The sequence below is a fragment of the Streptomyces sp. NPDC090499 genome (assembly GCF_044769305.1).
In the GTDB taxonomy this organism is placed as follows: Bacteria; Actinomycetota; Actinomycetes; order Streptomycetales; family Streptomycetaceae; genus Streptomyces.
In genome coordinates this window covers 641,942-667,704 of record NZ_JBIVXP010000004.1, presented here as the reverse complement: position 1 = coordinate 667,704, position 25,763 = coordinate 641,942, and the positions used below count along the sequence as shown (strand labels likewise).

Sequence of the window (25,763 nt, the reverse complement as noted above, 5' to 3'; positions counted from 1 at the left end):
GCACCCCTGAAGGGGCGCCCCCGCGCCATGGGGGCTGGGCGCGCCCACGCGGCGGCAGCCGCAGATCCGGCACAGCCCCGCACCCCTGAAGGAGCGCCCCCCCGCGCCATGGGGGCTGGGCGCGCCCACGCGGCGGCAGCCGCAGATCCGGCACAGCCCCGCACCCCTGAAGGAGCGCCCCCGCGCCATGGGGGCTGGGCGCGCCCACGCGGCGGCAGCCGCAGATCCGGCACAGCCCCGCACCCCTGAAGGGGCGCCCCCGCGCCATGGGGGCTGGGCGCGCCCACGCGGCGGCAGCCGCAGATCCGGCACAGCCCCGCACCCCTGAAGGAGCGCTTCAGCGGGGCGCTTCCCACAGGCGGCGCACAGGAGCCGTAGAAGGGACCCACGGGTAGCTTCGCGGACACGGAAGGAGTACACGCGGAACCCGAACGCGTAAGGTGGCGTGCTCGTACATGTACGTGTAAGCGAGCACGTCACCCGAACGCGTGAGGAGAGGCACCCCACGATGCCCGGCAACGGCGCTGTGACGCGCAGTACCCTGCGCCAGCAGATCGCGGACGCGCTCCGTGACGAGGTGCTCGCCGGGCGGCTCCAGCCGGGCCGGGAGTTCACGGTCAAGGAGATCGCCGAGCAGTACGGGGTCTCCGCCACGCCGGTCCGCGAGGCGCTGGTCGACCTGTCCGCGCAGGGCATCCTCGACGCCGACCAGCACCGCGGCTTCCGGGTGCCGGAGTACACGCTCGCCGACTACCGGGGCATGATCGAGGCCCGCAGCCTGGTCACCGACGGCATGTTCCAGGCGCTCGCCGACGGCCTCCACCCCGCCTTCAAGGACCCCGAGGAGCCCCGGGTCGCCGCCGCCCTCGCCGCGGTCCGGCGGCGTGGCGAGGAGGCGCAGCGCGCCGCGACCGCCGGTGACCTGACCGTCCTCATCGGCTACGACCTCCGGTTCTGGCGGGAGCTGTCCGCCCTCTTCGGCAACCCCTACCTCGCCGACTTCCTGCACCGGCTGCGCGTGCAGTCCTGGGTGTGCGCGGTGCGGCACCTGCGCCGGCTGCCCGATCTACGCGGGTATCTGTGGTCCCGGCACACCGAGTTGGTCGACGCGCTGTCCCGCCGCGACACCGAGGCGGCCCGGGGGATCGTCACCGCGTACAACACCCACTCCCTCGCCCTGATCGAGCGCCTGGCGGAGAAGAACGGATGACCGCGCCCACGGAGAGCAGGGAGGACGAGGACAGGGACACCGTCGGCCTTTCCGTCGTCATCCCGGCGTACAACGAGGAGGAGCGGCTCGGCCCGACCCTCGACGCCGTCACCCGCTACCTCACCGACAACGAGAGCCGCTTCGGCTCCTGGGAAGTGATCGTCTCCGACGACGGCTCGACGGACGGGACGCGCGAGGTCGCGGCCTTGCAGCATCCGCAGGTCCGGCTGGTCGCCGCCGGCCGCAACCGGGGCAAGGGCAGCGCCCTGCGGCTCGGCGTGGCCGCGACCGCCGGCAGCCGCGTACTGGTCACCGACGCCGACCTCGCCGCACCGATCGAGGAGCTGGAGCGGCTGGACAAGGCGCTCAGCGAGGGCGGCGCGGCGGCGATCGGTTCGCGGGCCGTGCCGGGCGCGGAGATAGCCGCCCACCAGCACCGGCTGCGCGAGCTGCTCGGCCGCGCCGGGAACCTGCTGATACGCGCCACCGCCGTGCCGGGTCTCAGGGACACCCAGTGCGGGTTCAAGCTCTTCGACGGCGACCTCGCCCGCGAGGCCTTCGCCGGTTCCCGGCTCGACGGCTGGGGCATCGACGTGGAGGTCCTCCAGCACCTGCACCGCGCCGGCCACCCGATCACCGAGGTCCCGGTCCGCTGGAGCCACCAGCCCGGCTCGAAGGTGGGTCCGCTGGACTATCCGAGGGTCCTCACCGACCTGGCCCGGCTGCGGCTGCGCCGGCTGCGCCCGGCGGACCTCCTGGTCCCGGTCCTCTTCCTCGCCCTCTCCGTCGCCCTGTACTCGGGCCGCTTCTTCGACCCGGACCACCGCTACCTCACCGACTCCCTCCAGGACCAGAACCAGTGGGAGTGGTTCTTCGCGGTGACCGCGGACAACCTCGCGCACCTGCGCAACCCGCTCTTCTCCGACTTCCAGAACTTCCCCGACGGCGTCAACCTCATGGCCAACACGGTCATGCTGGGCCTGTCGGTCCCGTTCGCCCCGCTGACCCTGGCAGCCGGACCCGCCGTCTCGCTCTCCGTCTGCATGGCGCTGGGACTCGCCGCGACCGCCGTCGCCTGGTACTGGCTGATCGTGAAGCGGGTGGTCCGGCACCGGGGTGCCGCCTTCGTCGGGGCGGCCCTCGCGGCCTTCGCGCCGCCGATGGTCAGCCACGCCAACGCGCACCCCAACTTCGTGATCCTGTTCATGATCCCGCTGGTCATCGACCGCGCCCTGCGCCTCGCCGACGGCACCCGGGTGCGGCGGGACGGGATCGTGCTCGGTCTGATGGCGGCGTACCAGGTCTTCCTGGGCGAGGAGCCGTTCCTGCTGGCGGCCCTCGGCATGACCCTGTTCGCCCTCGCCTACGCCGTGGTACGTCCGCAGGTGGCGAGGGCTGCCTGGCGCCCGCTGGGCAAGGGCCTGCTGATCGCCGGGGCGGTCTGCCTCCCGCTGGTCGCCTTCCCGCTGTACTGGCAGTTCACGGGCCCGCAGAGCTACCACAGCGTCCTGCACGGCGACAACGCCGGAAACAGCCCGCTCTCGCTGCTCGCCTTCGCCGAACGCTCGATGCTCTACGGCAGCGCGGGCCGCGCCAACGAGCTGTCCCTCAACCCCACCGAGCAGAACGCCTTCTACGGCTGGCCGCTGGTCCTGGTCGCCTTCGGGATCGTCGTACGGCTGTGGGAGCGGCCGCTGGTCAAGGCGCTGGCGTTCACCTCCGTCGCCGCGGCCGTGCTGTCCATGGGCCCGGAGATCCGCATCCCGCTGACGGAGACGGTGTATCCGGGGCCCTGGGCGCTGGTGCGGAAGTTCCCGCTCTTCGAGTCGGTCATCGAGGGCCGGGTGGCGATGGTCTGCGCCCCCGCGCTGGGCGTCCTGCTGGCGCTCGCCCTGGAGAAGATCCTCGCCACCCACCGTGTCGGCGCCCAGTACTTCGGCCTGCTCGCCGTCGCGGTGGCCCTGCTCCCGATCGTCCCCGCCCCGCTCAAGTCCGAACAGCGGGAGGCGGTCCCGTCGTTCATCAGCAGCGGGGCGTGGAAGTCGTACGTGGGCAAGGGCGAGTCCCTCGTCCCCCTGCCGCTCCCGGACCCGGGCTACGCGGAGGCCCTGCACTGGCAGACCAGCGCCCACCTCGGCTTCAAGCTCCCCGGGGGATACTTCAACGGCCCCTACGGCGCCGACCGCGCCGGTATCTACGGCGCCGTCCCGCGCTTCACCTCCAGCATGCTGCGGGACGTCCGCTACTCCGGGAAGGTCCCGGTGATCGGCAAGAACTGGCGGGCGCAGGCCAAGAAGGACTTCGCCTACTGGAAGGCGGGGGTCCTGGTGGTCGCCCCGCAACCCAATGACGAGAAACTACGACAGGCGGTGGAGGCCCTGACCGGAAAACCCGGTAAGTGGACCGGTGGGGTCTGGGTATGGGACCTGCACGGGGGGCGCTGACCGGCGCCGCACGGACTACTCTTCCCTGACCACCTAGCTGAGCACTTGCTGTGAACGCCCTGATATGAGGAGCCCTCTTTGGCCTGTGACCTCTGGCTGGTACCGCTCGTCGACGTGTTGTGCCACACCCCCGACAATCCGTTCGCCGAGGAACTCGCGCAATACAACAAGGTGCTCGCCGAGGCCGGGCTGCCCCCGGTGCCGGTGTACCAGTACATGCCGGGCCTGTCCGGCGAGGTCGCACCCGTGGCCGGCTTCGACTACGACGCCCTCCATTTCCTCCGCCGCGCCTATCTCCTCCAGGTCTGCGGGCTGCCCGTCTCCCCCGTGGACGACCTCGGCGGCGACTACGAGCAACTCCTGGAGATGTTCGAGTCGACGGCCCAGCAGTCCCACCTGGTCTGGCACTACGACCACGCGGGCGCCTACGTCCCGGTCGACTTCCCGAGCCCGCTCTCCAGCGACGAACTCCTCGCCAGCGGCGGCCCGCTGGGCTCCTCCCACGCCCTGCTGCGCGAGCTGGAGTACGTCGCCCCGTCGATCGGCATCGACCCGGCGAATCCGCCGGCCCCGCCGCAACCCCCGGCCGCCCCCACCGACTTGGAGGAACCGGCGGTCCCCGCCCCCTACGACCCGAGCCCGTTCGCGCGGGAACGGCACGTGTGGCTGGGCCTGCACGCGGCGGCGACCCGCAGCCTGGCCCAGGGTTCGATGATCGTCTTCAGCTGACGGCAGGTCACGCTGACGACGGATCACACTGACGACGTCTCATGCTGACGGCAGGTCACCCGGATGCCGGTGCCCCCGTATGGCTCCTCCGAAGAGCGCGCCCGCAGATGCCGATCTAGTCTCCGAAATGAGCGCTTATCAGATCGTATGTCCGCGCGCTCCCATTCGGCTCAAGGAGGAGAACATGCGCAAGCTCCACAAGGCAGCCGCCGTGATCGCCATCATCGGTGGCGTCGGCTTCCTGGGCACCGTCCCGGCCAGCGCCCTGCCGGCGCAGCAGCACGGGTACGGCGGCGGCGGTGGCTGCCGGTCCCACGACTTGAACCTCGACGTCCTCGGCGAGGTGGGCATCCTCAACGGCGCCCTCAGCAACCTCATCAACGGCGAGGGCAGCCCGGGCGCGCAGATCACCGACCTGGGTTCCGACTGCGGCCGCGGCAGCTGGTAACCGCCACGCACCACTGAAGCGGCCGTAAGCCGCGTATTCATCTCTGTGTGAGTGAAAAAGGCTCCGGACCGTTTCCCGGTCCGGAGCCTTGGGGTGTGTCCGCGGAACCGTGATCAGCCCTGCTCGACGATCCGGATGGTGCGGATGCCCGTGCCCCGGTACCGCATCGGGGTCCTGGTCAGGACGGGACGGCCGCGCGGCCACTCGACGGTCGGCAGGGCGAGGTGCAGCACATGGGCGCCACTCCAGTCCGGCTCGTCCTTCCCCTCCTCCGGCTCACCGTTCGCGGCCCGCAGCCGCTTGCCCACAGCCGTGGCCGCCGCGAAGTCGAGCCCTTCGATGTTGACCGACGGCAGCGCACCGACATGCTCCGCAACCCCGGCCCGCTCCCGCTCCGCGGCAGCCAGGCTCACCGCGGGGATGTAGACCCGCAGCGCGGCGTCCTTCTCCGCCTCGACGACCAGCCGGGAGGCCATCCTGTTACCGGCGCCGAGCGCCAGGGCCGCCGTGTCGTCGAAGATGACGGCACGCGGCAGCGGGTACCGCTCCCCCTCGGTCACTGGATCTCCCCGATACGCCCGGACTCGATGTCGGTCCACAACTTCTCGCCGGCCTTCTCGTCCTCTTCCGTGTAGGGCCGCCCGAGGAAGTGCTCCTCGACGTACGCCCTCGTCTCCTCGTACCGCTTGCGCAGCTCTTCCTTGGTGGGCGTGGCCCCGGCCAGCTCCGCCACGAGGTCCCGCATGCTCATCCCGCGTTCCCTGGCGAGCTCCTGCAGGCGGTCACGGACAGCGGGGTCGACCTTGATCGTGGTGTCAGCCATGAGGACAGTATACCGCCGGTATACCACCTCAGGGCGTACGAGCGTGACAGTCAACGACGTTCCCTTCTCTGCTTCCTAGGCCGCCACAAGGCGAACTTTTTGCATTTCACCCGCCGGTGTCGCGGATTCGTACGGCCTCTCGAACACCTCGCAGACCGTCGAGTACTGCCGGGTCACCGGGTCCCGCGACACCACCCGCCGCAGATACCGCCGTTCCTCCAGCTCACGCAGGGAAGCGACGACCGACATGCACCCTTCCCGCCGCCGCTCGGCGAGGATGCGCTCCGTGATCCAGGAACCGTCCGGCAGCCCCAGGAGGTACGCCAGTACGCCTACCGCTCCCCAGGACAGGCATCGGTCCCGAAAAAGGGAGTTGGCGAGGGCTGCGAAGGCGCGCACAGGCGCCATACGATGAACGCGCATCAGGAGGGTCCACTCCAGGTGTCGAGCCCCCGGGTGTTGGCGCACCGCGGGGGCAATCTGTTGATCGTGACTTTAGGGCCCCCCAAAGCGGCGAATGCAAGCCGCAATCCCTTTTGCCTGGACCCGTGTTGACGAATTTCACTCGGGGGAGTGAAGCGCGGAACGCAACAACCGCGTGTACACGAAACGGCCGTGCGCGGTCGGCCGATAGCGCCACGACAACGGCCACGTCATGTCGTCCAGCGCGGGAACCGGGATGTACGACACCCGCGCCGGAACGGCGGTCAGCCTGGTCACCTCCGCAGGCCAGGGCAGGTGGTCCGTGCTCCCGGCCGGCACCAGGAAGTACACACCGCCGCCCACTGGCGACCTCGATGACGGGCCCGGGGTCACCCCCGGTCATGTCCGCGAGCCGATCGGCGAGCCGCCGCCCCCACTCCCCGTCGTCCACCCGGACTGCGTCGAACTGGACACCGGCTTTGCGGAGTTGAACGCCGGTGGCGGGCAGCCAGCCGAGGTTTAAAGGGTCACTTTGGGTGTTCATGGGAACAGTTTTGGCACGTGGAGCTACCGTCGCCATAACTCTGAGTCGACCACTGAATACGGTCGAAAATCGGGGTGCGTTGGTTGTGACCGGTTGAGTTCGGTTGAGTTCGGGGGTGACCGCTCATGGCGCGGGCCGAGAACAAAGAGGAAGCGGGCGGCACGGCACAGATGGTGGCCGCCCTGGCGAAGGCACTGCGTGAGCAGCAAGAGCTGACGCAGGAAGAGGTGGGGCGGCGCACCGGCTACACGGCGTCCGCGATCAGCGCCATGGAGACGTGTGCGCAGCCTGCCAGCGACAAGATGCCGGTGGCGCTGGAGGAGGCCATCGGCAACGGGATGGGCGTCTTCGAGAAGGCCCGCAAGTGGATGCTGCTGGAGAAGTACCCCGCCCGGTTCCGGGGCTTCTCGGAGTTGGAGGCCGGGGCGGTCACGATCTCGTCGTACGGGACGCACGTGGTCGACGGACTGTTCCAGACCGAGGACTACGCGCGGGCACTGATCGGAGGCGGCTTCCCGCCGGTCCCCGAGCAGAAGCGGGAGGAGCTGGTCGAGGCACGGCTGGCCCGCCGGGCATTGTTCAAGCGTGAGCCTGCACCGCTGATCGAGCTGATCCTCGAAGAGAGCGTGCTACGGCGGCCGTTCGGATCCTGGGAGGTACTTCGCGGGCAGTTGCTCTCGCTCATCGAGGACGCACAGCGGGACAATGTGTGTCTGCAAGTGCTGCCGATGGAGCGGGGGTTGCGGGGTACGTACGCAGGTGATCGCGGCCCCATGAAGATGGTGGTGACCGCGGCGCACGAACACGTCGTCTACATGGAGATCGAGGACCAGGGCATCCTGGTCAGCGAGCCGGAAGAGGTGTCCCAACTCGCCCACCGCTATGCGAAGACCCGCGCACAGGCCCTGAGCCCCGACGACTCGGTCGGCCTCGCCGAACGGTTGGCAGGAGAGAAGCGATGACCCGCACCGGAACCCTGCGATGGTTCAAGTCCAGCTACAGCGACAGCGGGGGCGGCGACTGCGTCGAAACCGCCTACACCTGGCGCAAGTCCTCCTACAGCGACGACGGCGGTGGCCAGTGCCGCGAAATATCCCCCTGCCCCCAAGCCATCCACATCCGCGACTCCAAAACGGCCCCCGCCGGCCCCCACCTCTCCCTCTCCCCCACCGCCTGGGCCGGTTTCCTCACGGACCTCGCGAAGTGACCGTCGGGCCGCTCGCTTCTCGGCCAGTGTCGTGCTTCCGCGAGGTGCGTCAAGGGCGCTTCGCGTCGGCTCCGCCGATGGCCCTCCGGGCCACCCCTGACACACCTCGCTCCAGCACGGGAGAGAAGCGAGCGAGCGGCCGGAAGGAAGCGGGGGCCCTGACCGGCGTTCGCGGTCAACCGTCGGCTGCGTGCGCATCGCCGGACGACGGGCGCGGACGCGCTTCGGGGGCACGCCGGGCCGCCCAAGCGACGGACGGAACGACGGGGCGCGCCCACAACCCCACCCGCCACGCGGGATGAAGTGATCGGCGTTTGTGTGCCACGGCTGAGGCCCGTCCTCCCTGACCGGGCAGGCTCGATCTCGGCCGGACGAGGCACAGATCCTCCACTCGTACCTTCCCGGGTCCTCCGGGGTCCTCTCGGGCCCCGCCGGTCGCGAGCCGCTGGGCGGAGCGGGCCGCGGACGGGGGGAGCGCGCTCGTTGATCGGCGGTGCGGACTCGGCCGACGGTTGACCGTGAACGCCGGCCGGGACCCCGCCTTTCCGGGCCGCTCGCTCGCTTCTTCCCCGTGGTGGAGCGGGTCGTGTCAAGGGTGACCCGAAGGGGCATCGGCGTAGCCGACGCGAAGCGCCCTTGACTCGGCCCGCGGAAGCACGACACTGCCGAGAAGCGGGCGGCCCCGACGGTCACTTGGCGGCGTACGTGAGGCGCAACCCGTTGAGGCGCAACCGTCAGCCGAAGACGGTGAACAGGGCCAGCGCCGGTCCGGCCGTGTACACGAGTACGCCCACCGTCAGGGCGGTCCACGGTCGCCGCACCTGCACCGCCCCGAGCACGACCGTGACGACCGCGACGCCCAGCGCGACCCACGGCCCGAGCATCGCGACGAGGATCCAGACGCCGGAGTCGTCGCAGAACCTCGCTGTCCCGGCCGAGGTGCCGCAACTGTCACCGGCGAAGGCCATGCCGAAGAACAACAGCCCGTTGACGGCGACGGCGACCGCGAGCAGCAGTACGGCCACGACGGCGAAGACCACCCTGAGGGGCCCGCCCTGCGCGGGGCGCGGCGGTGGAAGGCTCATGCTCCCAATCTCGCCCCCGCCCGGGTGTCCCCGCCTGAGTAGGGCTACTCAACCGGGATGAGTCCGTATCCCGGGGTGGGTCACCAGGGCACCTCCCCGTCGTCGTCGAAGAAGCGGCCGGTCGGGCCGTCGTCGGGCAGGGTGGCGAGGCGGATCGCGGTCGCCGCGCCCTGCTGCGGGGTGCGGTGGCCCTGGAAGCCGTTGAGGTCGGTGGCGCAGTAGCCGGGGCAGGCGAGGTTGATCAGGATGTTCGTGCCCCGGAGTTCCCTGGCGTACTGGACGGTGACGCCGTTGAGGAACGTCTTGGACGGTGAGTAGGCGAGGGCGATCGGGCCCAGCTCGGCGCCGGGCGCGGTCTGCCGGGTGAGGGAGCCGACGCTGCTGGAGATGTTGACGATCCGCGGGGACGGCGAGCGGCGCAGCAGCGGCAGCATCGCGTTGGTGACGCGGATGACGCCGATGACGTTGGTCTCGACGGCCTCCCGTACCGTCGCGAGGTCGGCGGTGGTCGGTGTCTGCGCCATGCCGCCGGTGACACCGGCGTTGTTGACGAGGGCGTCGAGGTGTCCGGCGAGGTCCTCGACCAGCGCGGCGGCCGCCGTCACGCTCGCGTCGTCGGTGACGTCGAGCGGCACGCCGAACGCGTCGACGCCCGCCGCCCGCAGCTTCGCCACGGCGGTCTCCCGGCGCTCCGCGTCGCGCGCGCCGACACCGACACGCCAGCCGAGGGCGCCGAGGCCGGCCGCGATCTCGTGTCCGATGCCCTTGTTCGCGCCGGTGACCAGCGCGGTCTTCTGCTGTTCGGTCATGCTTCGATCCTGACCGGGGCCGGACCGTGCGGGCCAGGACCGATCGGGTGGGCAGCGATACCGCGGGGGTATCGATCCCGGCCGGATCGCTAGCATGGAGGTGTGGAGACGCGGGAGTTGCGGTACTTCGTGGCCGTCGCCGAGGAGCTGCACTTCGGGCGGGCGGCCCAGCGGCTCGGGATGGCGCAGCCCCCGCTGTCGCGGGCGATCAGCCAACTGGAACGGCGGCTCGGGGCGAAGCTGCTGGAACGCACCAGCCGTGCGGTCACCCTGACCGAGGCCGGGTCGGTGCTGCTGCGGGAGGCTCGGGCGGCGCTGGACGCGGTGGCGGCGGCCGAGCAGCGCACCCGGCGCGCGGCGCTCGCCGGGTCCGGCCGGCCGGGCGTGGTGCTGGCGACGAAGGCGGGCTCGTCCGGCGAACTGCTGGCGAAGCTGCTCGACGCCTACGCCGCCGAACCGGGCGCGGTCGCCGTCGATCTGCTGCTGTGCGGGGTCGGCGAGCAGGAGCGGATGCTGCGTGACGGACGGGCCGACGTGGCGCTGCTGCACCTGCCGTTCGACTCCACGGCGGGCTTCGACAGCGAGGAACTGCTGACGGAGGGCCAGGTGCTGGTGGTGCCGGCCGGGCATCCCCTCGCCGTCCGCGAACAGGTGCGCACGGCCGAGGTCGCCGAGCAGGCCGGGCTGCCCCTGGCGCGCTGGCCGGGCCGCGACGGCAGGTACCCGGAGGGGCCCGGTCCGGAGGTCCGGGACCAGGCCCAGCTGTACCAGCTGATCGCGCTGGGCCGCGCCTGCTGTGTCGTGCCGGAGTCCGTCCGGGCCCAGCTGCGCGAGGACCTGGCCACCGTCCCGGTGGTGGACGCGCCGCCGGTCACCACCGTGATCGCGTGGCCGCCGCACAGCCGTTCCCGGGCCGTCGCCGGACTGGTCCGCGCCGCCACGCAGCTCTGAGCTGGGGGAGCCGTCGGGCGCGGCGGGCCGTTGCCGTGACGGTCGCCGTGCCGGACGGCTTCCGCAGGCTCATGACCGGTCCGGGGCTGCACGCCATCGGAGCGGCCTGAGCCCGTCCGGCGGTGCGCTGCGTATGCGGGCGGCCAGGGTCCACCCCGTGCTGGTCAGCGCGCCCAGCGTCAGGACGACCAGCAGCAGCGTGGTGTGGGAGCCGGCGCTGTCGGCCGCGCGGGCGACCGGGTTGGGCAGGCCGAGGCGGTCGACCAGCCAGCCGAGGGCCGCGATGCCGGTGAGAATCGCACCGGTGAGGCGGAGGGCGGGCTGGACGCGGAGGCGGGCCAGGACCAGGAGCGAGGGCAGGGCGAGGCAGACCAGCAGCAGCTGGACCAGTTCGATGCCGAGGTTGAAGCCGAGCAGGCTGGTGGCCAACTGGCCGGTGGAGAGGTGCATTTCGGCGAGCACGAAGGAGAACGCCATGCCGTGGCCGAGGCCGAAGACGCCCGCCACGACCGCTTCCCGCCCGGGGAACAGGGGGCGGATCGCGTGGATCGCGCCGACCAGGATGCTCGCGGCGATGAACGCCTCCACCGGCCAGGACGGGATCTGGAGACGGCCCAGGGCCGTGGCGGCCAGGGCTACCGAGTGGCCGGCCGTGAAGGCGAGGGTGATACCGCCGATACGGGTCAGTGCCTTGCGGGGGCCCACCAGGCCGGTCCACCGGCCGCCGCTCGCGGCCAGCGGGGCCGGCAGCAGCAGGATCAGCAGGAAGAGCAGGTGGTCGGTGCCGGTGAGGATGTGGTTGCCGCCGAGTCCGACCATCGCGACGAAGCCGCGCCAGGCGCTGCCGGGGCCGAGGTCGACCTTGAGGGCCGGGACCTTCATGTGCCGGACGTCGAGCTCGATGGTGCCGACCTGGGTGGTGCCCTTGCCGTCGACCTGGCCGTTGGCCCAGTCCTGGCGGACCGTCACGAGGGTCACGTGGGTGACGACCTGGTGCACGATCACGTCGTAGCGGAAGGTGAAGTGGCGTACGTCGGCGCCGGCGGGCGGGGTGAGGACCGCGGCGACGGTCAGTTCGCGGTAGGGGCCGGTGGACGTCTGCCGGGTGGCGCTCAGGTGCATGGAGCCGATGGCGACCCGCCAGGTCCTGCCGCCGGTCGTGGTCGGGTGGATGTGCTTGAGCAGGTAGGTACGGACGGCGGCGGCCCGGGACGGCAGTTGGGCGTTGGTCGTCGCGGTGAGGTCGATGCCGCTGGCCCGGGAGAAGTCGGAGACCGGCAGTTCCAGGCGGGCGGAGACCGAGGACCTGTAGACGTCCAGCTGCACCACCGAGTGCGGCATCGGATGCGCGGCGGCCGGCGACGCCCCGAGCAGGAGCGCCGCCGGTACCACGATCGCGATCCCGGCCACCAGGCGTGTCAGGGCGTTGGTCAGCCAGTTTCGCGGTCCGGTCATGAGAAGGAGAACTCGTTCCCGTAGTCGCGGGTGTGGTCCCGGTACACGGTGTGGTAGTGCACCTGGTCCCGGTAGACCACGCCGTTCTGGCAGACGAACTCGATCCAGACGCTCGGGCCGTCGATCCGGACGTAGTCGCCCTGGGTGTCCAGGCCGGTGCCGCCCGAGTAGGAGACGTAGGTCTGGTCCAGCTCGTGCGCGTACGTCTTCATGAGCTTCTCGGCGGTGGCGTCGTCCACGTTGGCCACCCAGGGGTGGATGGCCGCAAGGACCAGCTTCTTCTGCTTCGGCGACAGCTCGCTGACCTTGATGCCTTCCTTGGTCTCCGGGAACTCGCCGTCCTTGCCCGGTCCGAGCAGCACGTCGCTGAACGACTCCGACAGCTTGGCCTTGGCCAGCTGCTCGGTGCTCAGGCTGCCGGTGAGCTTCAGCAGGCCGTCGCGGAACTTCGCGAGCGGCGAGTACGTGGTGCCGTCGTCGTCGGTCCAGGTGGTCGGCTCGACGCCGGTGAAGTACGGGCTGGCGCCCGCCACCTTGCCGTCCTTGTAGGTGATGTCGACGGCGAGGTGGTGGCCGCCGAAGTGCAGCTGCCAGGTGCCGGTCGCCGACGGGGTGCCGAGGAACGCCAGGAAGTAGACGCCGCTGCCGTAGCCGCCGCCGGCCGGGCCACCGCCGGTGCCGCCGGAGGGCGGGGCGCCGGTCGGGACGTCGGTCGCCGTCGAGCTGGCGGTGGCGGACGGGTCGGCCGAGGGGGCGTCCGTCGCGCTGTCCGTCGGGGCGGCGGATGCGGAGCTGGAGCTGGTGCCCTGCGCGGAGGCGAGCACGTCGTCGGCCTTGAGGGTCTGCAGGACGTGCTCGTAACCGGTGTCCTTGCCGGTTCCGAGGGCGACCTTCAGCACGTTCTCGAGGGCGGCCAGCTGGTCGTCGGAGAGCGAGCCGGTCTGGATGCCGGGGCGGCAGGAGGAGCCGCACGGCAGGTTCGACCAGGCGGTGGCGTTCGCCTGGGAGAAGTCCAGCAGCGTCTCCGTCTGCTGGTCCGAGGTCAGCGTGTTGAGGAACGCGTTGGCGGCGCTGACCACCGCTGCGACGCCCTTGGCGTCCTTGTGGACCGGACGCTGGACGCCTACGGCCGTTTTCTGCGCCGAGTCGGTCGATGCATTGGCGACGGCGAATCCACCGCCGACCAGCACGATAGCGGTGGCAGCCCCGGCGACACCCCGCCAAGTACGTCGCGTACGTACTCGACGAGTTCTTTCTTTGCTCACGGAGCACTCCTTCCGAGAAAAGGGGAGGCAGGCATGGAATGACGCATCAGCCAACGGCGAGGCGCCAGTTGGCCTGCTGTGACGCCACGGACAGTACCAACAACGCTATGGACACTCAATGCGTGAAAGGTGGCTGAAAAACAGCTTCGGATTACATCCGAAATTCTTCAGGATTCACAGCTTTCAGATTTCACAGATTGCGCTGAATTCGCTGGGTGAATTGACAGGTTCCACTTGTCTGGCGAATAAAAAAGTGGCGGCCCCACATGAGGTGGGACCGCCACAAACCCGCAGCAAGCGAACGCTAGAAGACCGGCGTGCCGCCCTGCGTCAGCTTCCAGTTGACGGCCGCGAAGGCCGCCGGGTCGATGGTGCCCTTGGCCGTGGCGTAGGCGACCATCAGGTCACGGACCTGGTTGGTGGAGCTGTAGGCGATCTCGGCGGCGGCGATGTGCGGGTAGCCGGAGCCGCCGTTGGCGCGGTAGTTGTTGACGGCGACGACGAAGACCTGGTCGTCGGCGACCGCGGTGCCGTTGTAGGTGAGGTTCTTGATGCGGGAGCCCTCGGCGGCCGCGATGTCGATCTCGTAGTCGACGCCGGCCGCCATGTCGTACATGTAGTCCCAGAAGCTGTTGGCGTTGGTGAGGGTGGCGGTGTCCACCGCCGTGCCGGCCGGGACCTGGTGGTAGTACTTCGCCGCGTACTCCAGGTAGTCCTTGAGCTGGGCGCCGGTGAGCTTCTTGCCGTACAGGGTGTTCTCGTAGACGTACAGGCCCGCGACGTCGCGGATGGTCACGTCACCGGCCGGGATGGTGGCCGTACGGCTGAAGCACGCGGCCACCGAGATCAGCGGGAGGGCGGCGTCCGCCGCGGACAGGCCCGCCTTCACCGCGTCCATCTGGACCTGCTGGATGAAGTCGATGGCGGGGACGTCCTTCCAGCAGGCCTCCGCCGTCGTCATCGCCGCGGTGCAGGTGCCGATCGCGGTGTTGACGTACTTGACGACCAGCTGGTGGTCGGCGGTCAGGAGTTCGGTGATCCGCGGGTCCTCGGCGACCGTGTTGCTGTTCAGGGTGGTGGCGGTCTTCTTGGTGATCTTCCAGGAGTGGTCGACCAGCTCCAGCTCGAAGTCGAAGCGGGAGAGGCGGTAGCCGTAGCAGTACGGCTCGGAGAGCAGGACGTCCTCACCGGTCTCCGCGTTCTTCACCGTGTACGTCGGGACGTCGACGTGGGTGTGGCCGACGAGGATCGCGTCGATGCCGGGGACCTGCTCGGCGACCAGGTTCGACGCGTTCTCCACGTAGGGGAGTTCGTCGCCCCACGAGGTGGAGCCGTCCAGGCCCGAGTGGTCGGTGAGGAAGACGACGTCGCAGCCGAGGGCGCGCAGCCGCGGCACGTACTTCTTCGCCTGCTCGACCAGGCCCGTGAAGGCCATCTTCCCGGAGACGTTGTCCTTGTCCCACAGGGCGATGCCCGGGTTGGTGAGGCCGAGGATGCCGACCTTGATGTCGGGGCCGTGCGGGACCTTGATGTGCTTGACGGTGTAGGGCCGGAAGGCGGGCTGCAGCGTCTTGGCGTCCAGGGCGTTGGCGCCGAGCAGCGGGAAGTCGCACTGCTTCTCGAAGGTGCGGACCGTCTCGATGCCGTAGTTGAACTCGTGGTTGCCGAGGGCCGCCGCGTCGTAGCGCATCTCGTTCATGGCGATCGCCATGGGGTGCTTGGGGCCGCGCTTGCCGTTCTTGCCGGTGATCGGGTCGACGCTCGCGTAGTAGGAGGCGAGCGAGGTGCCCTGGATGATGTCACCGGCGTCGACGAGGAGGACCCGGTCCGCGCCCTCTTCCTTGCGGATGTTCTTCACCAGGGTGGCGATGCGGGCGATGCCGTAGGTGTTGCCCTTGGAGTCCACGGGCGCCGCGTTGGTGTAGTAGTCCCAGTTGAAGACGTGGCTGTGCAGGTCGGTGGTGCCCAGGATGGAGAAGCTCCAGGTCTTGGGCGCCTTCGGCGGCTTGGCGTGGCCGTGGCCGGCCTCGGCGGCCTGGGCGGTGCCGGTACCGACCGTTCCCGCGACGGCCACGGCGGCGCCGGTGACGGCCGACTTCTGCACGAACTCACGGCGGTTCATGGGATTGACGGGCATTCAGGGCTCCTGGAGAGGCGGAGAGGACGGTTGTGGCGGGCGGGAGGCGGCGGGCTACCCGCGTAGATGCTGACCGTCGCCCGTTACCGGCGTAACCACGGAAAGCCCAAGGGCCGGTCAAGGATTGCCAAGACCGGCCCAAGTGCGTCGTCCAACCGCAGCTCTACAGGAACGAGTTGATCTCGATCGTCTCGTCCCGGCCCGGCCCCACGCCGATCGCGGAGATCGGGGCGCCGGACATCTCCTCCAGCGCCTTGACGTAGTCCTGCGCGTTCTTCGGCAGGTCCGCGAAGGACTTGGCCTTGGTGATGTCCTCGGACCAGCCCGGCAGCGTCTCGTAGATCGGCTTCGCGTGGTGGAAGTCGGTCTGGGAGTACGGGAGTTCCTCGACCCGCTTGCCGTCGATCTCGTACGCGACACAGACCGGGATCTGCTCCCAGCCCGTCAGCACGTCGAGCTTGGTGAGGAAGAAGTCGGTCAGGCCGTTCACGCGGGTCGCGTAGCGGGCGATGACCGCGTCGAACCAGCCGCAGCGGCGGTCCCGGCCGGTGGTGACACCGCGCTCGCCGCCGATCCGGCGCAGCGCCTCGCCGTCCGCGTCGAAGAGCTCGGTCGGGAACGGGCCGGCGCCGACGCGGGTCGTGTACGCCTTGAGGATGCCGATGACACGAGTGATCTTCGTCGGGCCGACGCCGGAGCCGGTGCAGGCACCGCCCGCGGTCGGGTTCGAGGAGGTGACGAAAGGGTACGTGCCGTGGTCGATGTCGAGGAGCGTGCCCTGCCCGCCCTCGAAGAGCACGACCTTGTCGTCCTCCAGCGCCTGGTTGAGGACCAGGACCGTGTCGGCGACGAACGGAGCGAGCTTCTCCGCGTAGCCCAGCAGCTCCTCGACGACCTGCTCGACGGCGATCGCGCGCCGGTTGTAGAGCTTGGTGAGCATCTGGTTCTTGACGTCGAGGGCCGCCTCGACCTTCTGGGTCAGGATCGACTCGTCGTACAGGTCCTGGACCCGGATGCCGACCCGGTTGATCTTGTCGGCGTAGGTCGGGCCGATGCCGCGCCCCGTCGTACCGATCTTCCGCTTCCCGAGGAAGCGTTCCGTCACCTTGTCGACGGTCACGTGATACGGCGTGATGATGTGCGCGTTACCGCTGATGAGGAGCTTGGACGTGTCGACGCCACGCTCGTTCAGACCGCTCAGCTCGGAGAGCAGGACCGACGGGTCGACGACGACACCGTTGCCGATGACCGGGACACACGTGGGCGAGAGGATTCCGGAAGGGAGAAGGTGGAGCGCATACTTCTGGTCGCCGACGACGACCGTGTGGCCGGCGTTGTTGCCGCCCTGGTATCGCACCACGTAGTCGACGGATCCGCCCAGCAGATCCGTCGCCTTTCCCTTGCCTTCGTCACCCCACTGAGCACCGAGCAGCACAAGTGCGGGCACGCGCGTACACCCCTTCCGGGCGGGGCATGTCCAAGGTCAGGGGCGTACGCGTAAGGTTCGTCGCCGCGTACCACCGCGACCGTCGTTGGCCGCACAACCGTCGGACCGGATGCCCCGGAATAGACGAAGCCCCTGGCGCAATAGCGCAAGGGGCTCTTGCACAGTGATGCTACCCGAGGAAGCGAGGCACGACCGAGGTGGCGACATTCGCGACGTCCGATCAGCTGCTGGTGATCATCGATCCGGCGGCACGGGAGACGGACGGTGAATCCGTCAGGATCGCGAAAGACGTGCTCAGCGCGGGTGCGGCCGCGAAGGTGTGCATGCCGGACGGCCCCGAGGAATTCGCCCGCGTGCTGTCCCGCAGGGGCTCGCGGCGGCCGGTGGTGGTCGGGGACGACGGCGCCCTGGTCCGTGCGGTGACCTTCCTGCACCGCAGGCGGGAGCTGGCCGACTGCGTGCTGTCCATGGTCCCGGTCGGGGGCGCGCTGGGCGTCGCACACGCGCTGGGGGTGCCGGACGGTGCGGTGGCGGCGGCGCGGGCGGTCCTGGACGGGGTGGAGCGCCGGATGGACCTCCTCGTCGACGACAGCGACGGGGTGGTGCTGGGCGCGCTGCGGATCCCGCCGCTGGCGGCCGCCGCGGCCAGGGCCCCGGAGCCGGTGCCGGCCCGGGGGTGGCTGCGGCCCTACCAGCACCTCGTGCGCTCGCTGGCCGCGCGCCCGGCCCCGGCCCCGGCCGTGCCCGGCCCGCCCGCACGGCTGCGGGTGGAGGTCGACGGCGAGACGGTCGTCGACCTGGACCAGCCGGTCGAGGGGATCTCGGTGGTCCCGGGCGGCCACGACGGCCTCGCCGAGGTGGAGGTACGCCCGCTGTCGGTGGGCGCGGAGGCGACCCCGGTACGGGCCACGGGGCGCACGGTGACGGTGGTGGGGGCGGACTTCCGCTACCGGGCCGACGGCGGGGTGGCCGGGCCGGTACGCCGTCGGACGTGGCGGGTGGTGGAGGGGGCTTGGGGGCTTACGGTGCCGGGTTCTTCGTGACGGGGGGCTGGAAGCCGGTGGTGTCGAGGGTGCAGTCGAAGGGGGCCGGGATGGGCAGTTTTTCGCCGAACGGCAGGGTGCAGTGTGACTCGTACCCGTGGGCCGAGGGCGTCCAGAACACCGTTGCCTGCCCCTTCTGCATGTCGAGGAGCAGGTATACGGGGACACCGGCCCTGCCATAGACCACGACCTTGTCGGTCAGATCGTCGTCCCGAGTGGAAGTAGAGGTCAGCTCGGCGACGAAGACCAGGGCCTCGCCGTCCAAACGATTACTCACCGTCTCAAAGGCGTGCCCAGGGGCCGCGTGGATGTCCGGCCCGTACGCACTCTCGTCGCCTGGAAAGACGTAGAGGAAAGGGCCGATGCTGAGGCGATGGCCCTCCGGGAGGGAAGGCCTGAGCTGTTCGCAGACCTCCTCCATCACACGGTGGTAGTACCCCTTCGACCACGGCGACACGACGATTTTCCCCCGGTAGATCTCGGCCTTGAAGCCGTCACGCAGTTCCAGCTCATCAAGGACGTCCAGAAGTTCCTCGAAACTGTCGGGCTCGCCGTCGCTTATCACCGGTCGCTCAGTCATCAGAGTCATGATGCGCCCTCCCCTCCACACCGACCAGCCACCACTCAGAGTATCTGATCAGTCACGGTCAGGTGACCCATACGTCGCGGCCGGATTTCCAAAGGTCTGGTTGACAAATATTTAACGTCCCGATTCCCTCGACGGACTCATTCGCCCTACAGAGTTCCGGTCCGGTACAACCGGCGAACCGCAGGAGAGGGGCCACCCCGATGGCAGTGGACGAGGGAGTCGCCCCGGCGACGGAATCAGGCGGGAGCACCGGCGGCGGGGGCACGGTCCACCGGCTCAAGCCCAACGCGATCGGTCTGCTCGGGGTGGTCTTCATGGCCGTCGCGACCGCCGCGCCGATCACCGCGATGACCGGCAACGTGCCCTTCATGGTGTCGTCGGGCAACGGCATCGGCGCCCCGGCGAGCTATCTCGTCGCAATGGTCGTCCTGGCAATCTTTTCCGTCGGCTTCACGTCGATGGCGAAGCACATCACCTCGACGGGCGCCTTCTACGGCTTCATCTCCTACGGTCTCGGCCGCACCGCGGGCCTCGCCTCGGGGCTGCTCGCCACCTTCGCGTACGCCGTCTTCGAACCGGCGCTGATCGGCATCTTCTCGGTCTTCGCCAACACGACGCTCAAGGACCAGACCGGGCTCGACGTCCCGTGGTGGGCGTTCGCGATCCTGATGCTCGCGATCAACGCGACCGGCACCTGGTTCGGCGTCAGCGTCGCCGAGAAGCTGCTCGTCGTGCTGCTCGGCACCGAGGTGACCGTCCTCGCGGCGATGGCGGTCTCGGTCGCCCTGCACGGCGGCGGCCCGCACGGCTTCACCTTCGGCCCGGTCAACCCGGTCAACGCCTTCAAGGGCACCTCGGCCGGCCTCGGCCTCTTCTTCGCCTTCTGGTCCTGGGTCGGCTTCGAGTCGACGGCGATGTACGGCGAGGAGTCCCGCGACCCGAAGAAGATCATCCCCAAGGCGACGATGATCTCGGTCCTCGGCGTCGGCGTCTTCTACGTCTTCGTCTCCTGGATGGCCATCATCGGCAACGGCGAGTCGGAGGCGGTGAAGGCGGCCTCCTCCGCGAACCCGCTCGCCCTCTTCTTCGACCCGACCGAGCACTACGTCGGCCACTGGGCGGTCGTCCTCATGCAGTGGCTGATGGTCACCGGCTCGCTGGCCTGCGGGATGGCCTTCCACAACTGCGCCGCCCGCTACATGTACGCGCTGGGACGGGAGGGCGTCCTGCCGAAGCTGCAGCGCACCATCGGCCGCACCCACGACAAGCACGGCTCCCCGCACGTCGCGGGCCTGGTCCAGACGGTGATCTCCGCCGTCCTGATCGCCGCGTTCTGGATCGCGGGCAAGGACCCGTACAACGCCCTCTACGTCCTGCTCGCCATCCTCGGCACCATGGCGATCCTGGTCGTACAGGCGGTCTGCTCGTTCGCGGTGCTGGTGTACTTCCGCCGGAACCACCCCGAGAGCCGGCACTGGTTCAAGACCTTCGCCGCCCCGCTCGTCGGCGGCATCGCGATGCTCGGCGTGGTCGTCCTGCTGGTGTCCAACATGGGCGCCGCGGCGGGCGCCGAGTCCGGTTCGCTGCTGCTGAAGGCGACGCCGTGGCTGGTGGCGCTGGTCGCGGGCACGGGCGTCGGCTACGCCCAGTACCTGAAGCGGCGGTCGCCGGAGCGGTACGCGCTGCTGGGGCGGACGGTGCTGGAGGAGACGCGGGAACGGTAGGGGGGCGGGGCCGCCGGCGGATCCGAGCTGAGCGAATGGTGAACTCCCGGACAACCATAGGCATTCACCGGGTGTCTCAGTGGTGTGGCAGGGGCGAGGGGCGCTCCGCCGGGAGGAGCCACCATGACCCACCGCCGGCACCGATTCGGGGCCGCGCTGGCAGTCTTCGCGGCCGCGGTCGCCGCGTGGCTGCCCGTGACGTCCGCCCAGGCCGCCGACGGCCCCGTCGTGCACATCCGGCTCCAGGACGACGCCCTGGGACTGCCGCTGCCGCCGGACACGGACGACCCGGCGATGGTGAACTGGGGCCTGTACAACGACGGTCCCGGCACCGCCGAGGACGTCACCGTCAGCGCGGACCTGAGCAACGTCATCGACTGGGTCACCACGGACGCGCCCGTGCCCGCCGACCACGTCTACACCTGGCCCGCCCGTGACGTCCCCGCGGGCGAGGCGGCCGGCTCGCTCATCGGCCTGAGCGCCAAGCCCGGCACCCCGCTCGGCACCACCGGCACGGTGGCCCTCAGCGGCACGTCCGCCAACAGCACCGTGGTCTCCACCACCGCGCAGGTGACCGTGGGCACCACCGACCTGAGGGTCAACCGGCTGGCGGCCCGCGAGGGCGACAGGCCCGGATCGACGATCGACACCCCGGTCACGATCAGCAACGTCGGCACCCTGCCCGCCGACGGGGTCCGGCTGCGGATGCGCACCACCGTCGGGCTCGCCTACGCGCAGCACTACTCCAACTGCGTGTACTCCAAGGAGAGCGCGGACGCCTACGGCCTGACCGAGCAGGCGCTGTGCACGTTCGACACGGTCGTCGAGCCCGGCAAGAGCTACCGGCTGGACCGGCCGGTCGGGCTGGACGTGACGGACCAGGCCCTGTTCGAGTACTTCAGCCACGAGGCGCTGCCGCTGTCCGGTGCCGCCCCGTCGTCGTCGGGGAGCGGTCCGGCTCTCTCCCTCGTCGCCGCCGGGGACGCCACCACCGACGGCACCCCGATCGACCGGCAGCACATCGACGCCGACAACACCGCCGACATGGTCGCGGGCGGCGCCACCGCCGAGGGCGCACCGGGCGACCTGGTGCACGTGAGGGTCTCGCTGGGCAACGCGGGTCCGGGCTGGGTCGGTTACAACGCGAGCGACGACCAGCCCGCGCTTCTGGTCACCGTGCCCACCGGCACCAGGGCGGAGGAGATCCCCGCCCACTGCAGCGTGTGGAACGACGAGGCGAAGTCCGGTACCGGCGAACAGACGCCGGGCGCGCCGCAGTACATCTGCCAGTCGAGTCCGAACGAGTTCGCCGTCGGGGACACCCGTACCTTCGAGTTCGGGCTGCGGATCCGCGCGAACGCCGCGACCAGCACCGGTGCGGCCCGGGCGACCACGGCCTACGGCAACACCATGGCGTTCGACCACACGCACGGCAACGACACGGCGGCCGTCAGGGTCGAGGTCGAGGGCGGCAGCACCGCGACGCCGAGCACCTCCGCGTCGCCGTCCGCGACGGCCGCCGCCGGCACCGGGGGCAACTCCCCCCGGACGCAGACGGTCTCCGGGTCCGGCGGCTCCGGCTCCCTCGCCGCCACCGGCGGCAGCGGCACCGCGCCCGTGGCCGCCGCCTGCGGTGCGGCCGCGCTGCTGCTCGGCGGCGGTCTGCTGCTCCTGGTGAGGCGCCGGCACCGGGCGTGAGGCAGGCAGGTCCGGCTCTTCGGCGCGGCGTCACCCCTCGCCGAAGAGCCGATCGCGGTGGACCCGCCAGCGCTCCATCATCTTGCCGATCTCGTCGTCGACGAACTCGAAGAAGGCCAGCGTCTCGGCCATCCGCCGCCCCGCCGGGGTGTCGGGGCCCAGGCTGCTCACGCCCTCCCGCAACGCCCCCTCCCACCGCTTGATCACGGCCTCCCGGCTGGTGAGGGCCTCGTACCACTGGTTGCTGTGCACCCGGTACCGCTCCCGCCGGGAGCCCGGCTCCCGCTCGCGCGCGACCATGTGCTGCTGGGCGAGATAGCGCACCCCGCCGGACACCGCCGCCGGGCTGACCTGCAACTGCTCCCCCAGTTCCGCCGAGGTCAGGGCGCCCGAGTCGGACGACAACAGGGCCGCGAAGATCCGGGCCGGCATGCGCTGCATCCCGGCCTCGACGAGCTGTGCCGCGAAGCTCTCGACGAACTTCGAGACGGCCTCCTGATCGCGCCCCATCGCATCCGCAGTCATGGTCACCAGCCTAGCCGGGGTTTCTACACTTCCTTAACTTCACAAATTTCTGAAGACAGCGTACGTTCTGAACCATGACGAAGGCAATCACGGTCGCCGGGCTCCACAAGTCCTTCGGCCGCGCCCAGGCCCTGGACGGCCTCGACCTGGCCGTCGAGGCCGGCGAGGTGCACGGTTTCCTCGGCCCCAACGGCGCCGGGAAGTCGACCACGATCCGGGTCCTGCTCGGCCTGCTGCGCGCCGACTCGGGCGCCGCCCAGATCCTCGGCCGCGACCCCTGGAAGGACGCCGTGGAGGTGCACCGCCGGATCGCCTACGTCCCCGGCGACGTGACCCTCTGGCGCAACCTCTCCGGCGGCGAGGTCATCGACCTCTACGGCCGCCTGCGCGGGGGCCTGGACCGGTCCCGCCGCGCCGACCTGATCGACCGCTTCGAACTCGACCCGACGAAGAAGGGCTGCACCTACAGCAAGGGCAACCGGCAGAAGGTCGCCCTGGTCGCCGCCTTCGCCTCCGACGTCGACCTGCTGATCCTCGACGAACCGACCTCCGGCCTCGACCCCCTGATGGAGGAGGTCTTCCAGCGCTGCGTCGAGGAGGAGCGCGACCGGGGCCGGACGATCCTGCTCTCCTCGCACATCCTCAGCGAGGTCGAGGAGCTCTGCGACCGCGTCAGCATCATCCGGGCCGGCCGGACCGTCGAGTCCGGCTCCCTCGCCGACCTGCGCCACCTCACCCGCACCAGCGTGACCGCCGAACTCGCCGGTCCGCCGAACGGGCTGGCGCACCTGCCCGGCGTCCACGACCTCGACGTCCAGGGCCGGCGGATCCGCCTCCAGGTCGACACCGAGCAGCTCACCGCCGTACTCCGCTCGCTCTCCGGGACCGGGGTCCGCTCCCTCACCGCCACGCCCCCGACCCTGGAGGAACTCTTCCTGCGCCACTACCAGGACGAGGCCGAGGACGAGGCGGTGGCCCGATGAGCACCCTCGCCGGCACCGGCACCCTGCTGCGCTTCGCGCTGCGCCGCGACCGCGTGACCACCCCGGTGTGGATCGCGGTGAACGCGCTGATGGTCCTCTCCATGCCGAACACGCTGCAGAGCCTGTACGGCACGGACGCCGAACGCGCCGACCTGGTCCGCCAGTTGCAGGCCAACGCGTCCTACCGGGCGCTGATCGGCCCGCTCCACGACACCTCGCTCGGCGGCCTGACGGCATGGCGGGTGGGCGTGTACGCCGGGCTCCTCGCGGCCGTGACCGGCCTGCTCGTCGTCGTCCGGCACACCCGCGACGAGGAGGAGAGCGGCCGCGCCGAACTGGTGGCCTCGGGCGCGGTGGGCCGCCGGGCGTCGCTGACCGCGGCCCTGCTGGCGGCGGCGGTCGCGAACGCCGTGCTCGCCCTGCTGGTCACCGCGGGTCTTGCGGGCCAGGGCGCGGCGGGTGCGCTCGCCTTCGGCCTCGGCCTGGGCGCCACCGGCATGGTCTTCGCCACGACGGCGGCGATCGCCGCCCAGCTCACCGAGAGCGCCCGCCTGGCGAGGGGCCTGACCTCGGCGGTCCTGGGCGCGGCCTTCGTGCTCCGCGCGGCGGGCGACTCGGCGAGCAGCGACGGCTCGTCGGTGTGGACGTGGCTGTCCCCGCTCGGCTGGCTGGAGAACCTGCGCCCGTTCGCCGCCGCACGCTGGTGGGTGCTCCTGCTCTTCGCGGCGGCGGTGCTGGTGCAGGGCCTCGCGGCCTACGCCCTGGCCGGCCGCCGGGACCTCGGCATGAGCTTCTTCCCGGCCCGCCCCGGCCCGGCCGCGGGCCGCCTCGGCTCCGCCGCCGCGCTCGCCTGGCGGCTCCAGCGGGGCGGCGTGCTCGGCTGGTCGCTCGGCTTCTTCCTGGCCGGGGTGGTCTACGGCGGCCTGACGGACGGCGCGGCCGACCTGGTCGGCGACAACGACAGCGCCCGGGAGATCTTCGAGCGGATGGGCGGCCAGAGCGGACTGACGGACGCGTTCCTCGCCTCGATGGTCGGGATGCTGGGCCTGGTCGCCGCGCTGTACGTCGTCGCGTCGGTGCTCCGCCTGAACGGCGAGGAGACCTCGGGCCGCGCCGAACCCCTCCTCGCAGGACCGGTGAGCCGCCTGCGCTGGGCGGCCGGCCACCTGACGATCGCCTTCGCCGGTGCCGCCCTGATCATGCTCCTCGCCGGGGCGGGCTTCGCCGTCGGCTACGGCAGGCAGGTGGGCCCGATCCTGGGCGCGTGCCTGGTGCAGCTCCCGGCGGTGTGGGTGATCGGCGGGGTGGCGGTGCTGCTGTACGGCGTGGCACCCCGCCTCGCCCCGGCCGCCTGGGGCGTGGCCGTGGCGGTCCTCCTGATCGGCTGGGTCGGCCCGGCCCTGAACGCCCCCCGACTCGTCCTGGACCTCTCCCCCTTCGGCCACCTGCCCAAGCTGCCGGGCGGGGGGATGGAATGGGGGCCGGTGGTGACACTGACCGGGGTGGCGGTGGTGCTGGTGGGGGTGGGGCTGGCCGGACTGAGGCGCCGGGACATCACCGGCTGACGGCTCAGTCGACGTACTGCTTGAGCCTCTCGGTGTCGAGTTCGATACCGAGAGGCTCGGGGAGCACGAGTGCGACGCCGAAAGGCACTGTGCGGCAGTTGCCGTAGCCGACATCCGTCTCCGGATCGCTGTAGAGCTTGGCTGTGCATGCGTCCCGGTCGATCAACAGGTAGAACGGGATGCCCGCGGCACCATAGGCGACCGGCTTCTCGTAGCGGTCACGCCGATCGGTGTCGGAGTCGTACGACGTGACCTCGAAGACCAGGAGCACCCCGGTGGGATCCGCCCACTCCCCGTGCCCGGCGAAGTGGTCTTCGGGCACGAGCACCGCGTCAGGACGAGCCCGGCCCTCGCGGTACTTCTCCACCTTCAGCCCCTGGCCCTGGTAGAGGTCCAGATCGGGCCTCGCCCTCATACAGCGCTTGCTCAGCCACTGGACAATGGTGTTGTGGTCGCCATCGGCCACCCTCTTGACCCCGATCCGTCCGTTGATGAACTCCAACCTGACGGCGTCATCGGTCTCCTTCGCCGCGAACGCGGCGATACTCTCGAACTCCTCCACCGACATCTGGGGCGACTGCAACGCTCGCTCTGCCATAACGGTCATGGTGCACCCCCTCTCAGGCCAGGGCCAGCCTGGCAGGCCCCTCGCGACCTAC

24 protein-coding genes and 1 pseudogene are annotated in these 25,763 nt (G+C 70.5%); 12 read left to right on the top strand and 13 right to left on the bottom strand.

The window, feature by feature from the left end:
- Nucleotides 1-508: 508 nt before the first annotated feature.
- The 4 genes from ACIQVL_RS18700 (at nucleotide 509) to ACIQVL_RS18685 (ending at nucleotide 4,831) form a co-directional block, all read left to right on the top strand.
- Nucleotides 509-1,210: a GntR family transcriptional regulator gene (locus tag ACIQVL_RS18700; protein ID WP_403439913.1), complete on the top strand. Its 702-nt coding sequence runs from the start codon at nucleotides 509-511 to the stop codon at nucleotides 1,208-1,210.
- On the top strand, nucleotides 1,207-3,654 hold the full coding sequence (locus ACIQVL_RS18695) for a dolichyl-phosphate beta-glucosyltransferase (protein ID WP_403475834.1): 2,448 nt from the start codon (nucleotides 1,207-1,209) through the stop codon (nucleotides 3,652-3,654). Before ACIQVL_RS18700 ends, ACIQVL_RS18695 begins: the two co-directional genes overlap by 4 nt.
- A 78-nt stretch (nucleotides 3,655-3,732) precedes the next feature.
- The gene (locus ACIQVL_RS18690; protein ID WP_093500271.1) at nucleotides 3,733-4,383 is read left to right on the top strand and encodes a hypothetical protein; all 651 of its coding nucleotides are present in this window, start codon (nucleotides 3,733-3,735) and stop codon (nucleotides 4,381-4,383) included.
- 184 nt (nucleotides 4,384-4,567) lie between these two features.
- A complete protein-coding gene (locus ACIQVL_RS18685; RefSeq protein ID WP_403475833.1) occupies nucleotides 4,568-4,831 on the top strand; it encodes a hypothetical protein in 264 nt (87 codons plus the stop codon).
- Nucleotides 4,832-4,944: 113 nt separating this feature from the next.
- Here the strand turns inward: ACIQVL_RS18685 and ACIQVL_RS18680 are convergent, their stop codons facing one another.
- From ACIQVL_RS18680 to ACIQVL_RS18665, 4 genes and pseudogenes are all read right to left on the bottom strand, one after another.
- A complete protein-coding gene (locus tag ACIQVL_RS18680; RefSeq protein WP_403439907.1) occupies nucleotides 4,945-5,391 on the bottom strand; it encodes a hypothetical protein in 447 nt (148 codons plus the stop codon).
- Nucleotides 5,388-5,654: a hypothetical protein gene (locus tag ACIQVL_RS18675; protein ID WP_403475832.1), complete on the bottom strand. Its 267-nt coding sequence runs from the start codon at nucleotides 5,652-5,654 to the stop codon at nucleotides 5,388-5,390. The genes ACIQVL_RS18680 and ACIQVL_RS18675 overlap by 4 nt, the downstream gene beginning before the upstream one ends.
- 75 nt (nucleotides 5,655-5,729) lie before the next feature.
- Nucleotides 5,730-6,053, bottom strand: coding sequence for a hypothetical protein (locus tag ACIQVL_RS18670; protein WP_403439903.1), 324 nt, complete (start codon nucleotides 6,051-6,053; stop codon nucleotides 5,730-5,732).
- Between the two features lie 162 nt (nucleotides 6,054-6,215).
- Nucleotides 6,216-6,621 (bottom strand): annotated as a pseudogene (locus tag ACIQVL_RS18665) (hypothetical protein).
- 125 nt (nucleotides 6,622-6,746) lie between these two features.
- Between ACIQVL_RS18665 and ACIQVL_RS18660 the strand changes: the two are divergent.
- Together ACIQVL_RS18660 and ACIQVL_RS18655 are read left to right on the top strand one after the other, a co-directional pair.
- On the top strand, nucleotides 6,747-7,583 hold the full coding sequence (locus ACIQVL_RS18660; RefSeq protein ID WP_403475831.1) for a helix-turn-helix transcriptional regulator: 837 nt from the start codon (nucleotides 6,747-6,749) through the stop codon (nucleotides 7,581-7,583).
- Nucleotides 7,580-7,828, top strand: a complete 249-nt coding sequence (locus ACIQVL_RS18655; RefSeq protein WP_403439898.1) for a DUF397 domain-containing protein — start codon at nucleotides 7,580-7,582, stop codon at nucleotides 7,826-7,828. Before ACIQVL_RS18660 ends, ACIQVL_RS18655 begins: the two co-directional genes overlap by 4 nt.
- A 734-nt stretch (nucleotides 7,829-8,562) precedes the next feature.
- Here ACIQVL_RS18655 and ACIQVL_RS18650 read toward each other — a convergent pair.
- Both ACIQVL_RS18650 and ACIQVL_RS18645 read right to left on the bottom strand, forming a co-directional pair.
- Entirely contained in the window at nucleotides 8,563-8,913 is a 351-nt protein-coding gene (locus ACIQVL_RS18650; RefSeq protein WP_403439896.1) for a hypothetical protein, read from the bottom strand.
- An 80-nt stretch (nucleotides 8,914-8,993) separates the two neighbouring features.
- Nucleotides 8,994-9,722, bottom strand: a complete 729-nt coding sequence (locus tag ACIQVL_RS18645) for an SDR family oxidoreductase (protein ID WP_403475830.1) — start codon at nucleotides 9,720-9,722, stop codon at nucleotides 8,994-8,996.
- Nucleotides 9,723-9,824: 102 nt separating this feature from the next.
- Here ACIQVL_RS18645 and ACIQVL_RS18640 point away from each other — a divergent pair, with 102 nt between their 5' ends.
- A complete protein-coding gene (locus ACIQVL_RS18640) occupies nucleotides 9,825-10,673 on the top strand; it encodes a LysR family transcriptional regulator (RefSeq protein WP_403475829.1) in 849 nt (282 codons plus the stop codon).
- A gap of 69 nt (nucleotides 10,674-10,742) precedes the next feature.
- Here the strand turns inward: ACIQVL_RS18640 and ACIQVL_RS18635 are convergent, their stop codons facing one another.
- The 4 genes from ACIQVL_RS18635 to ACIQVL_RS18620 form a co-directional block, all read right to left on the bottom strand.
- Complete coding sequence (locus ACIQVL_RS18635; RefSeq protein ID WP_403475828.1) at nucleotides 10,743-12,128, bottom strand: HupE/UreJ family protein; 1,386 nt, start codon at nucleotides 12,126-12,128, stop codon at nucleotides 10,743-10,745.
- Nucleotides 12,125-13,318 (bottom strand): DUF3500 domain-containing protein, encoded by a 1,194-nt coding sequence (locus ACIQVL_RS18630; protein ID WP_403475827.1) that lies wholly within the window; start codon nucleotides 13,316-13,318, stop codon nucleotides 12,125-12,127. The genes ACIQVL_RS18635 and ACIQVL_RS18630 overlap by 4 nt, the downstream gene beginning before the upstream one ends.
- A gap of 379 nt (nucleotides 13,319-13,697) precedes the next feature.
- Nucleotides 13,698-15,530 carry a bifunctional metallophosphatase/5'-nucleotidase gene (locus tag ACIQVL_RS18625; RefSeq protein WP_403439886.1) on the bottom strand — a complete coding sequence of 611 codons (1,833 nt, stop codon included), beginning with the start codon at nucleotides 15,528-15,530 and terminating at the stop codon, nucleotides 13,698-13,700.
- A gap of 163 nt (nucleotides 15,531-15,693) precedes the next feature.
- Nucleotides 15,694-16,977, bottom strand: coding sequence for an adenylosuccinate synthase (locus tag ACIQVL_RS18620; protein WP_403439884.1), 1,284 nt, complete (start codon nucleotides 16,975-16,977; stop codon nucleotides 15,694-15,696).
- A 197-nt stretch (nucleotides 16,978-17,174) separates the two neighbouring features.
- Between ACIQVL_RS18620 and ACIQVL_RS18615 the strand changes: the two genes are divergently transcribed.
- Nucleotides 17,175-18,020, top strand: a complete 846-nt coding sequence (locus ACIQVL_RS18615; RefSeq protein WP_403475826.1) for a diacylglycerol kinase family protein — start codon at nucleotides 17,175-17,177, stop codon at nucleotides 18,018-18,020.
- Here ACIQVL_RS18615 and ACIQVL_RS18610 read toward each other — a convergent pair.
- Complete coding sequence (locus ACIQVL_RS18610; RefSeq protein ID WP_403439880.1) at nucleotides 17,998-18,609, bottom strand: Uma2 family endonuclease; 612 nt, start codon at nucleotides 18,607-18,609, stop codon at nucleotides 17,998-18,000. The genes ACIQVL_RS18615 and ACIQVL_RS18610 overlap by 23 nt on opposite strands.
- Nucleotides 18,610-18,809: 200 nt before the next feature.
- Here ACIQVL_RS18610 and ACIQVL_RS18605 point away from each other — a divergent pair, with 200 nt between their 5' ends.
- Together ACIQVL_RS18605 and ACIQVL_RS18600 are read left to right on the top strand one after the other, a co-directional pair.
- Nucleotides 18,810-20,333 (top strand): APC family permease, encoded by a 1,524-nt coding sequence (locus ACIQVL_RS18605; protein WP_403475825.1) that lies wholly within the window; start codon nucleotides 18,810-18,812, stop codon nucleotides 20,331-20,333.
- Nucleotides 20,334-20,456: 123 nt separating this feature from the next.
- Complete coding sequence (locus ACIQVL_RS18600; protein ID WP_403475824.1) at nucleotides 20,457-22,031, top strand: hypothetical protein; 1,575 nt, start codon at nucleotides 20,457-20,459, stop codon at nucleotides 22,029-22,031.
- Between the two features lie 30 nt (nucleotides 22,032-22,061).
- Here the strand turns inward: ACIQVL_RS18600 and ACIQVL_RS18595 are convergent, their stop codons facing one another.
- Nucleotides 22,062-22,556, bottom strand: a complete 495-nt coding sequence (locus ACIQVL_RS18595) for a GbsR/MarR family transcriptional regulator (protein ID WP_403475823.1) — start codon at nucleotides 22,554-22,556, stop codon at nucleotides 22,062-22,064.
- Between the two features lie 74 nt (nucleotides 22,557-22,630).
- Here ACIQVL_RS18595 and ACIQVL_RS18590 point away from each other — a divergent pair, with 74 nt between their 5' ends.
- Nucleotides 22,631-23,539 carry an ATP-binding cassette domain-containing protein gene (locus ACIQVL_RS18590; protein WP_403475822.1) on the top strand — a complete coding sequence of 303 codons (909 nt, stop codon included), beginning with the start codon at nucleotides 22,631-22,633 and terminating at the stop codon, nucleotides 23,537-23,539.
- Nucleotides 23,536-25,104 carry an ABC transporter permease gene (locus ACIQVL_RS18585; protein ID WP_403475821.1) on the top strand — a complete coding sequence of 523 codons (1,569 nt, stop codon included), beginning with the start codon at nucleotides 23,536-23,538 and terminating at the stop codon, nucleotides 25,102-25,104. The genes ACIQVL_RS18590 and ACIQVL_RS18585 overlap by 4 nt, the downstream gene beginning before the upstream one ends.
- A gap of 4 nt (nucleotides 25,105-25,108) precedes the next feature.
- Here ACIQVL_RS18585 and ACIQVL_RS18580 read toward each other — a convergent pair whose 3' ends face one another.
- Nucleotides 25,109-25,711, bottom strand: coding sequence for a Uma2 family endonuclease (locus ACIQVL_RS18580; RefSeq protein ID WP_403439868.1), 603 nt, complete (start codon nucleotides 25,709-25,711; stop codon nucleotides 25,109-25,111).
- Between the last annotated feature and the right edge of the window lie 52 nt (nucleotides 25,712-25,763).

What these genes read in the sequence shown, in the direction of transcription:
- ACIQVL_RS18585 (WP_403475821.1), top strand. Translation starts at nt 23,536, where the DNA reads ATGAGCACCCTCGCCGGCACCGGCACCCTGCTGCGCTTCGCGCTGCGC.
- ACIQVL_RS18595 (WP_403475823.1), bottom strand. Translation starts at nt 22,556, where the DNA reads ATGACTGCGGATGCGATGGGGCGCGATCAGGAGGCCGTCTCGAAGTTC.
- ACIQVL_RS18675 (WP_403475832.1), bottom strand. Translation starts at nt 5,654, where the DNA reads ATGGCTGACACCACGATCAAGGTCGACCCCGCTGTCCGTGACCGCCTG.
- ACIQVL_RS18660 (WP_403475831.1), top strand. Translation starts at nt 6,747, where the DNA reads ATGGCGCGGGCCGAGAACAAAGAGGAAGCGGGCGGCACGGCACAGATG.
- ACIQVL_RS18605 (WP_403475825.1), top strand. Translation starts at nt 18,810, where the DNA reads ATGGCAGTGGACGAGGGAGTCGCCCCGGCGACGGAATCAGGCGGGAGC.
- ACIQVL_RS18645 (WP_403475830.1), bottom strand. Translation starts at nt 9,722, where the DNA reads ATGACCGAACAGCAGAAGACCGCGCTGGTCACCGGCGCGAACAAGGGC.
- ACIQVL_RS18625 (WP_403439886.1), bottom strand. Translation starts at nt 15,530, where the DNA reads ATGCCCGTCAATCCCATGAACCGCCGTGAGTTCGTGCAGAAGTCGGCC.
- ACIQVL_RS18610 (WP_403439880.1), bottom strand. Translation starts at nt 18,609, where the DNA reads ATGACTCTGATGACTGAGCGACCGGTGATAAGCGACGGCGAGCCCGAC.
- ACIQVL_RS18685 (WP_403475833.1), top strand. Translation starts at nt 4,568, where the DNA reads ATGCGCAAGCTCCACAAGGCAGCCGCCGTGATCGCCATCATCGGTGGC.
- ACIQVL_RS18700 (WP_403439913.1), top strand. Translation starts at nt 509, where the DNA reads ATGCCCGGCAACGGCGCTGTGACGCGCAGTACCCTGCGCCAGCAGATC.
- ACIQVL_RS18590 (WP_403475822.1), top strand. Translation starts at nt 22,631, where the DNA reads ATGACGAAGGCAATCACGGTCGCCGGGCTCCACAAGTCCTTCGGCCGC.
- ACIQVL_RS18650 (WP_403439896.1), bottom strand. Translation starts at nt 8,913, where the DNA reads ATGAGCCTTCCACCGCCGCGCCCCGCGCAGGGCGGGCCCCTCAGGGTG.
- ACIQVL_RS18635 (WP_403475828.1), bottom strand. Translation starts at nt 12,128, where the DNA reads ATGACCGGACCGCGAAACTGGCTGACCAACGCCCTGACACGCCTGGTG.
- ACIQVL_RS18580 (WP_403439868.1), bottom strand. Translation starts at nt 25,711, where the DNA reads ATGACCGTTATGGCAGAGCGAGCGTTGCAGTCGCCCCAGATGTCGGTG.
- ACIQVL_RS18600 (WP_403475824.1), top strand. Translation starts at nt 20,457, where the DNA reads ATGACCCACCGCCGGCACCGATTCGGGGCCGCGCTGGCAGTCTTCGCG.
- ACIQVL_RS18695 (WP_403475834.1), top strand. Translation starts at nt 1,207, where the DNA reads ATGACCGCGCCCACGGAGAGCAGGGAGGACGAGGACAGGGACACCGTC.
- ACIQVL_RS18655 (WP_403439898.1), top strand. Translation starts at nt 7,580, where the DNA reads ATGACCCGCACCGGAACCCTGCGATGGTTCAAGTCCAGCTACAGCGAC.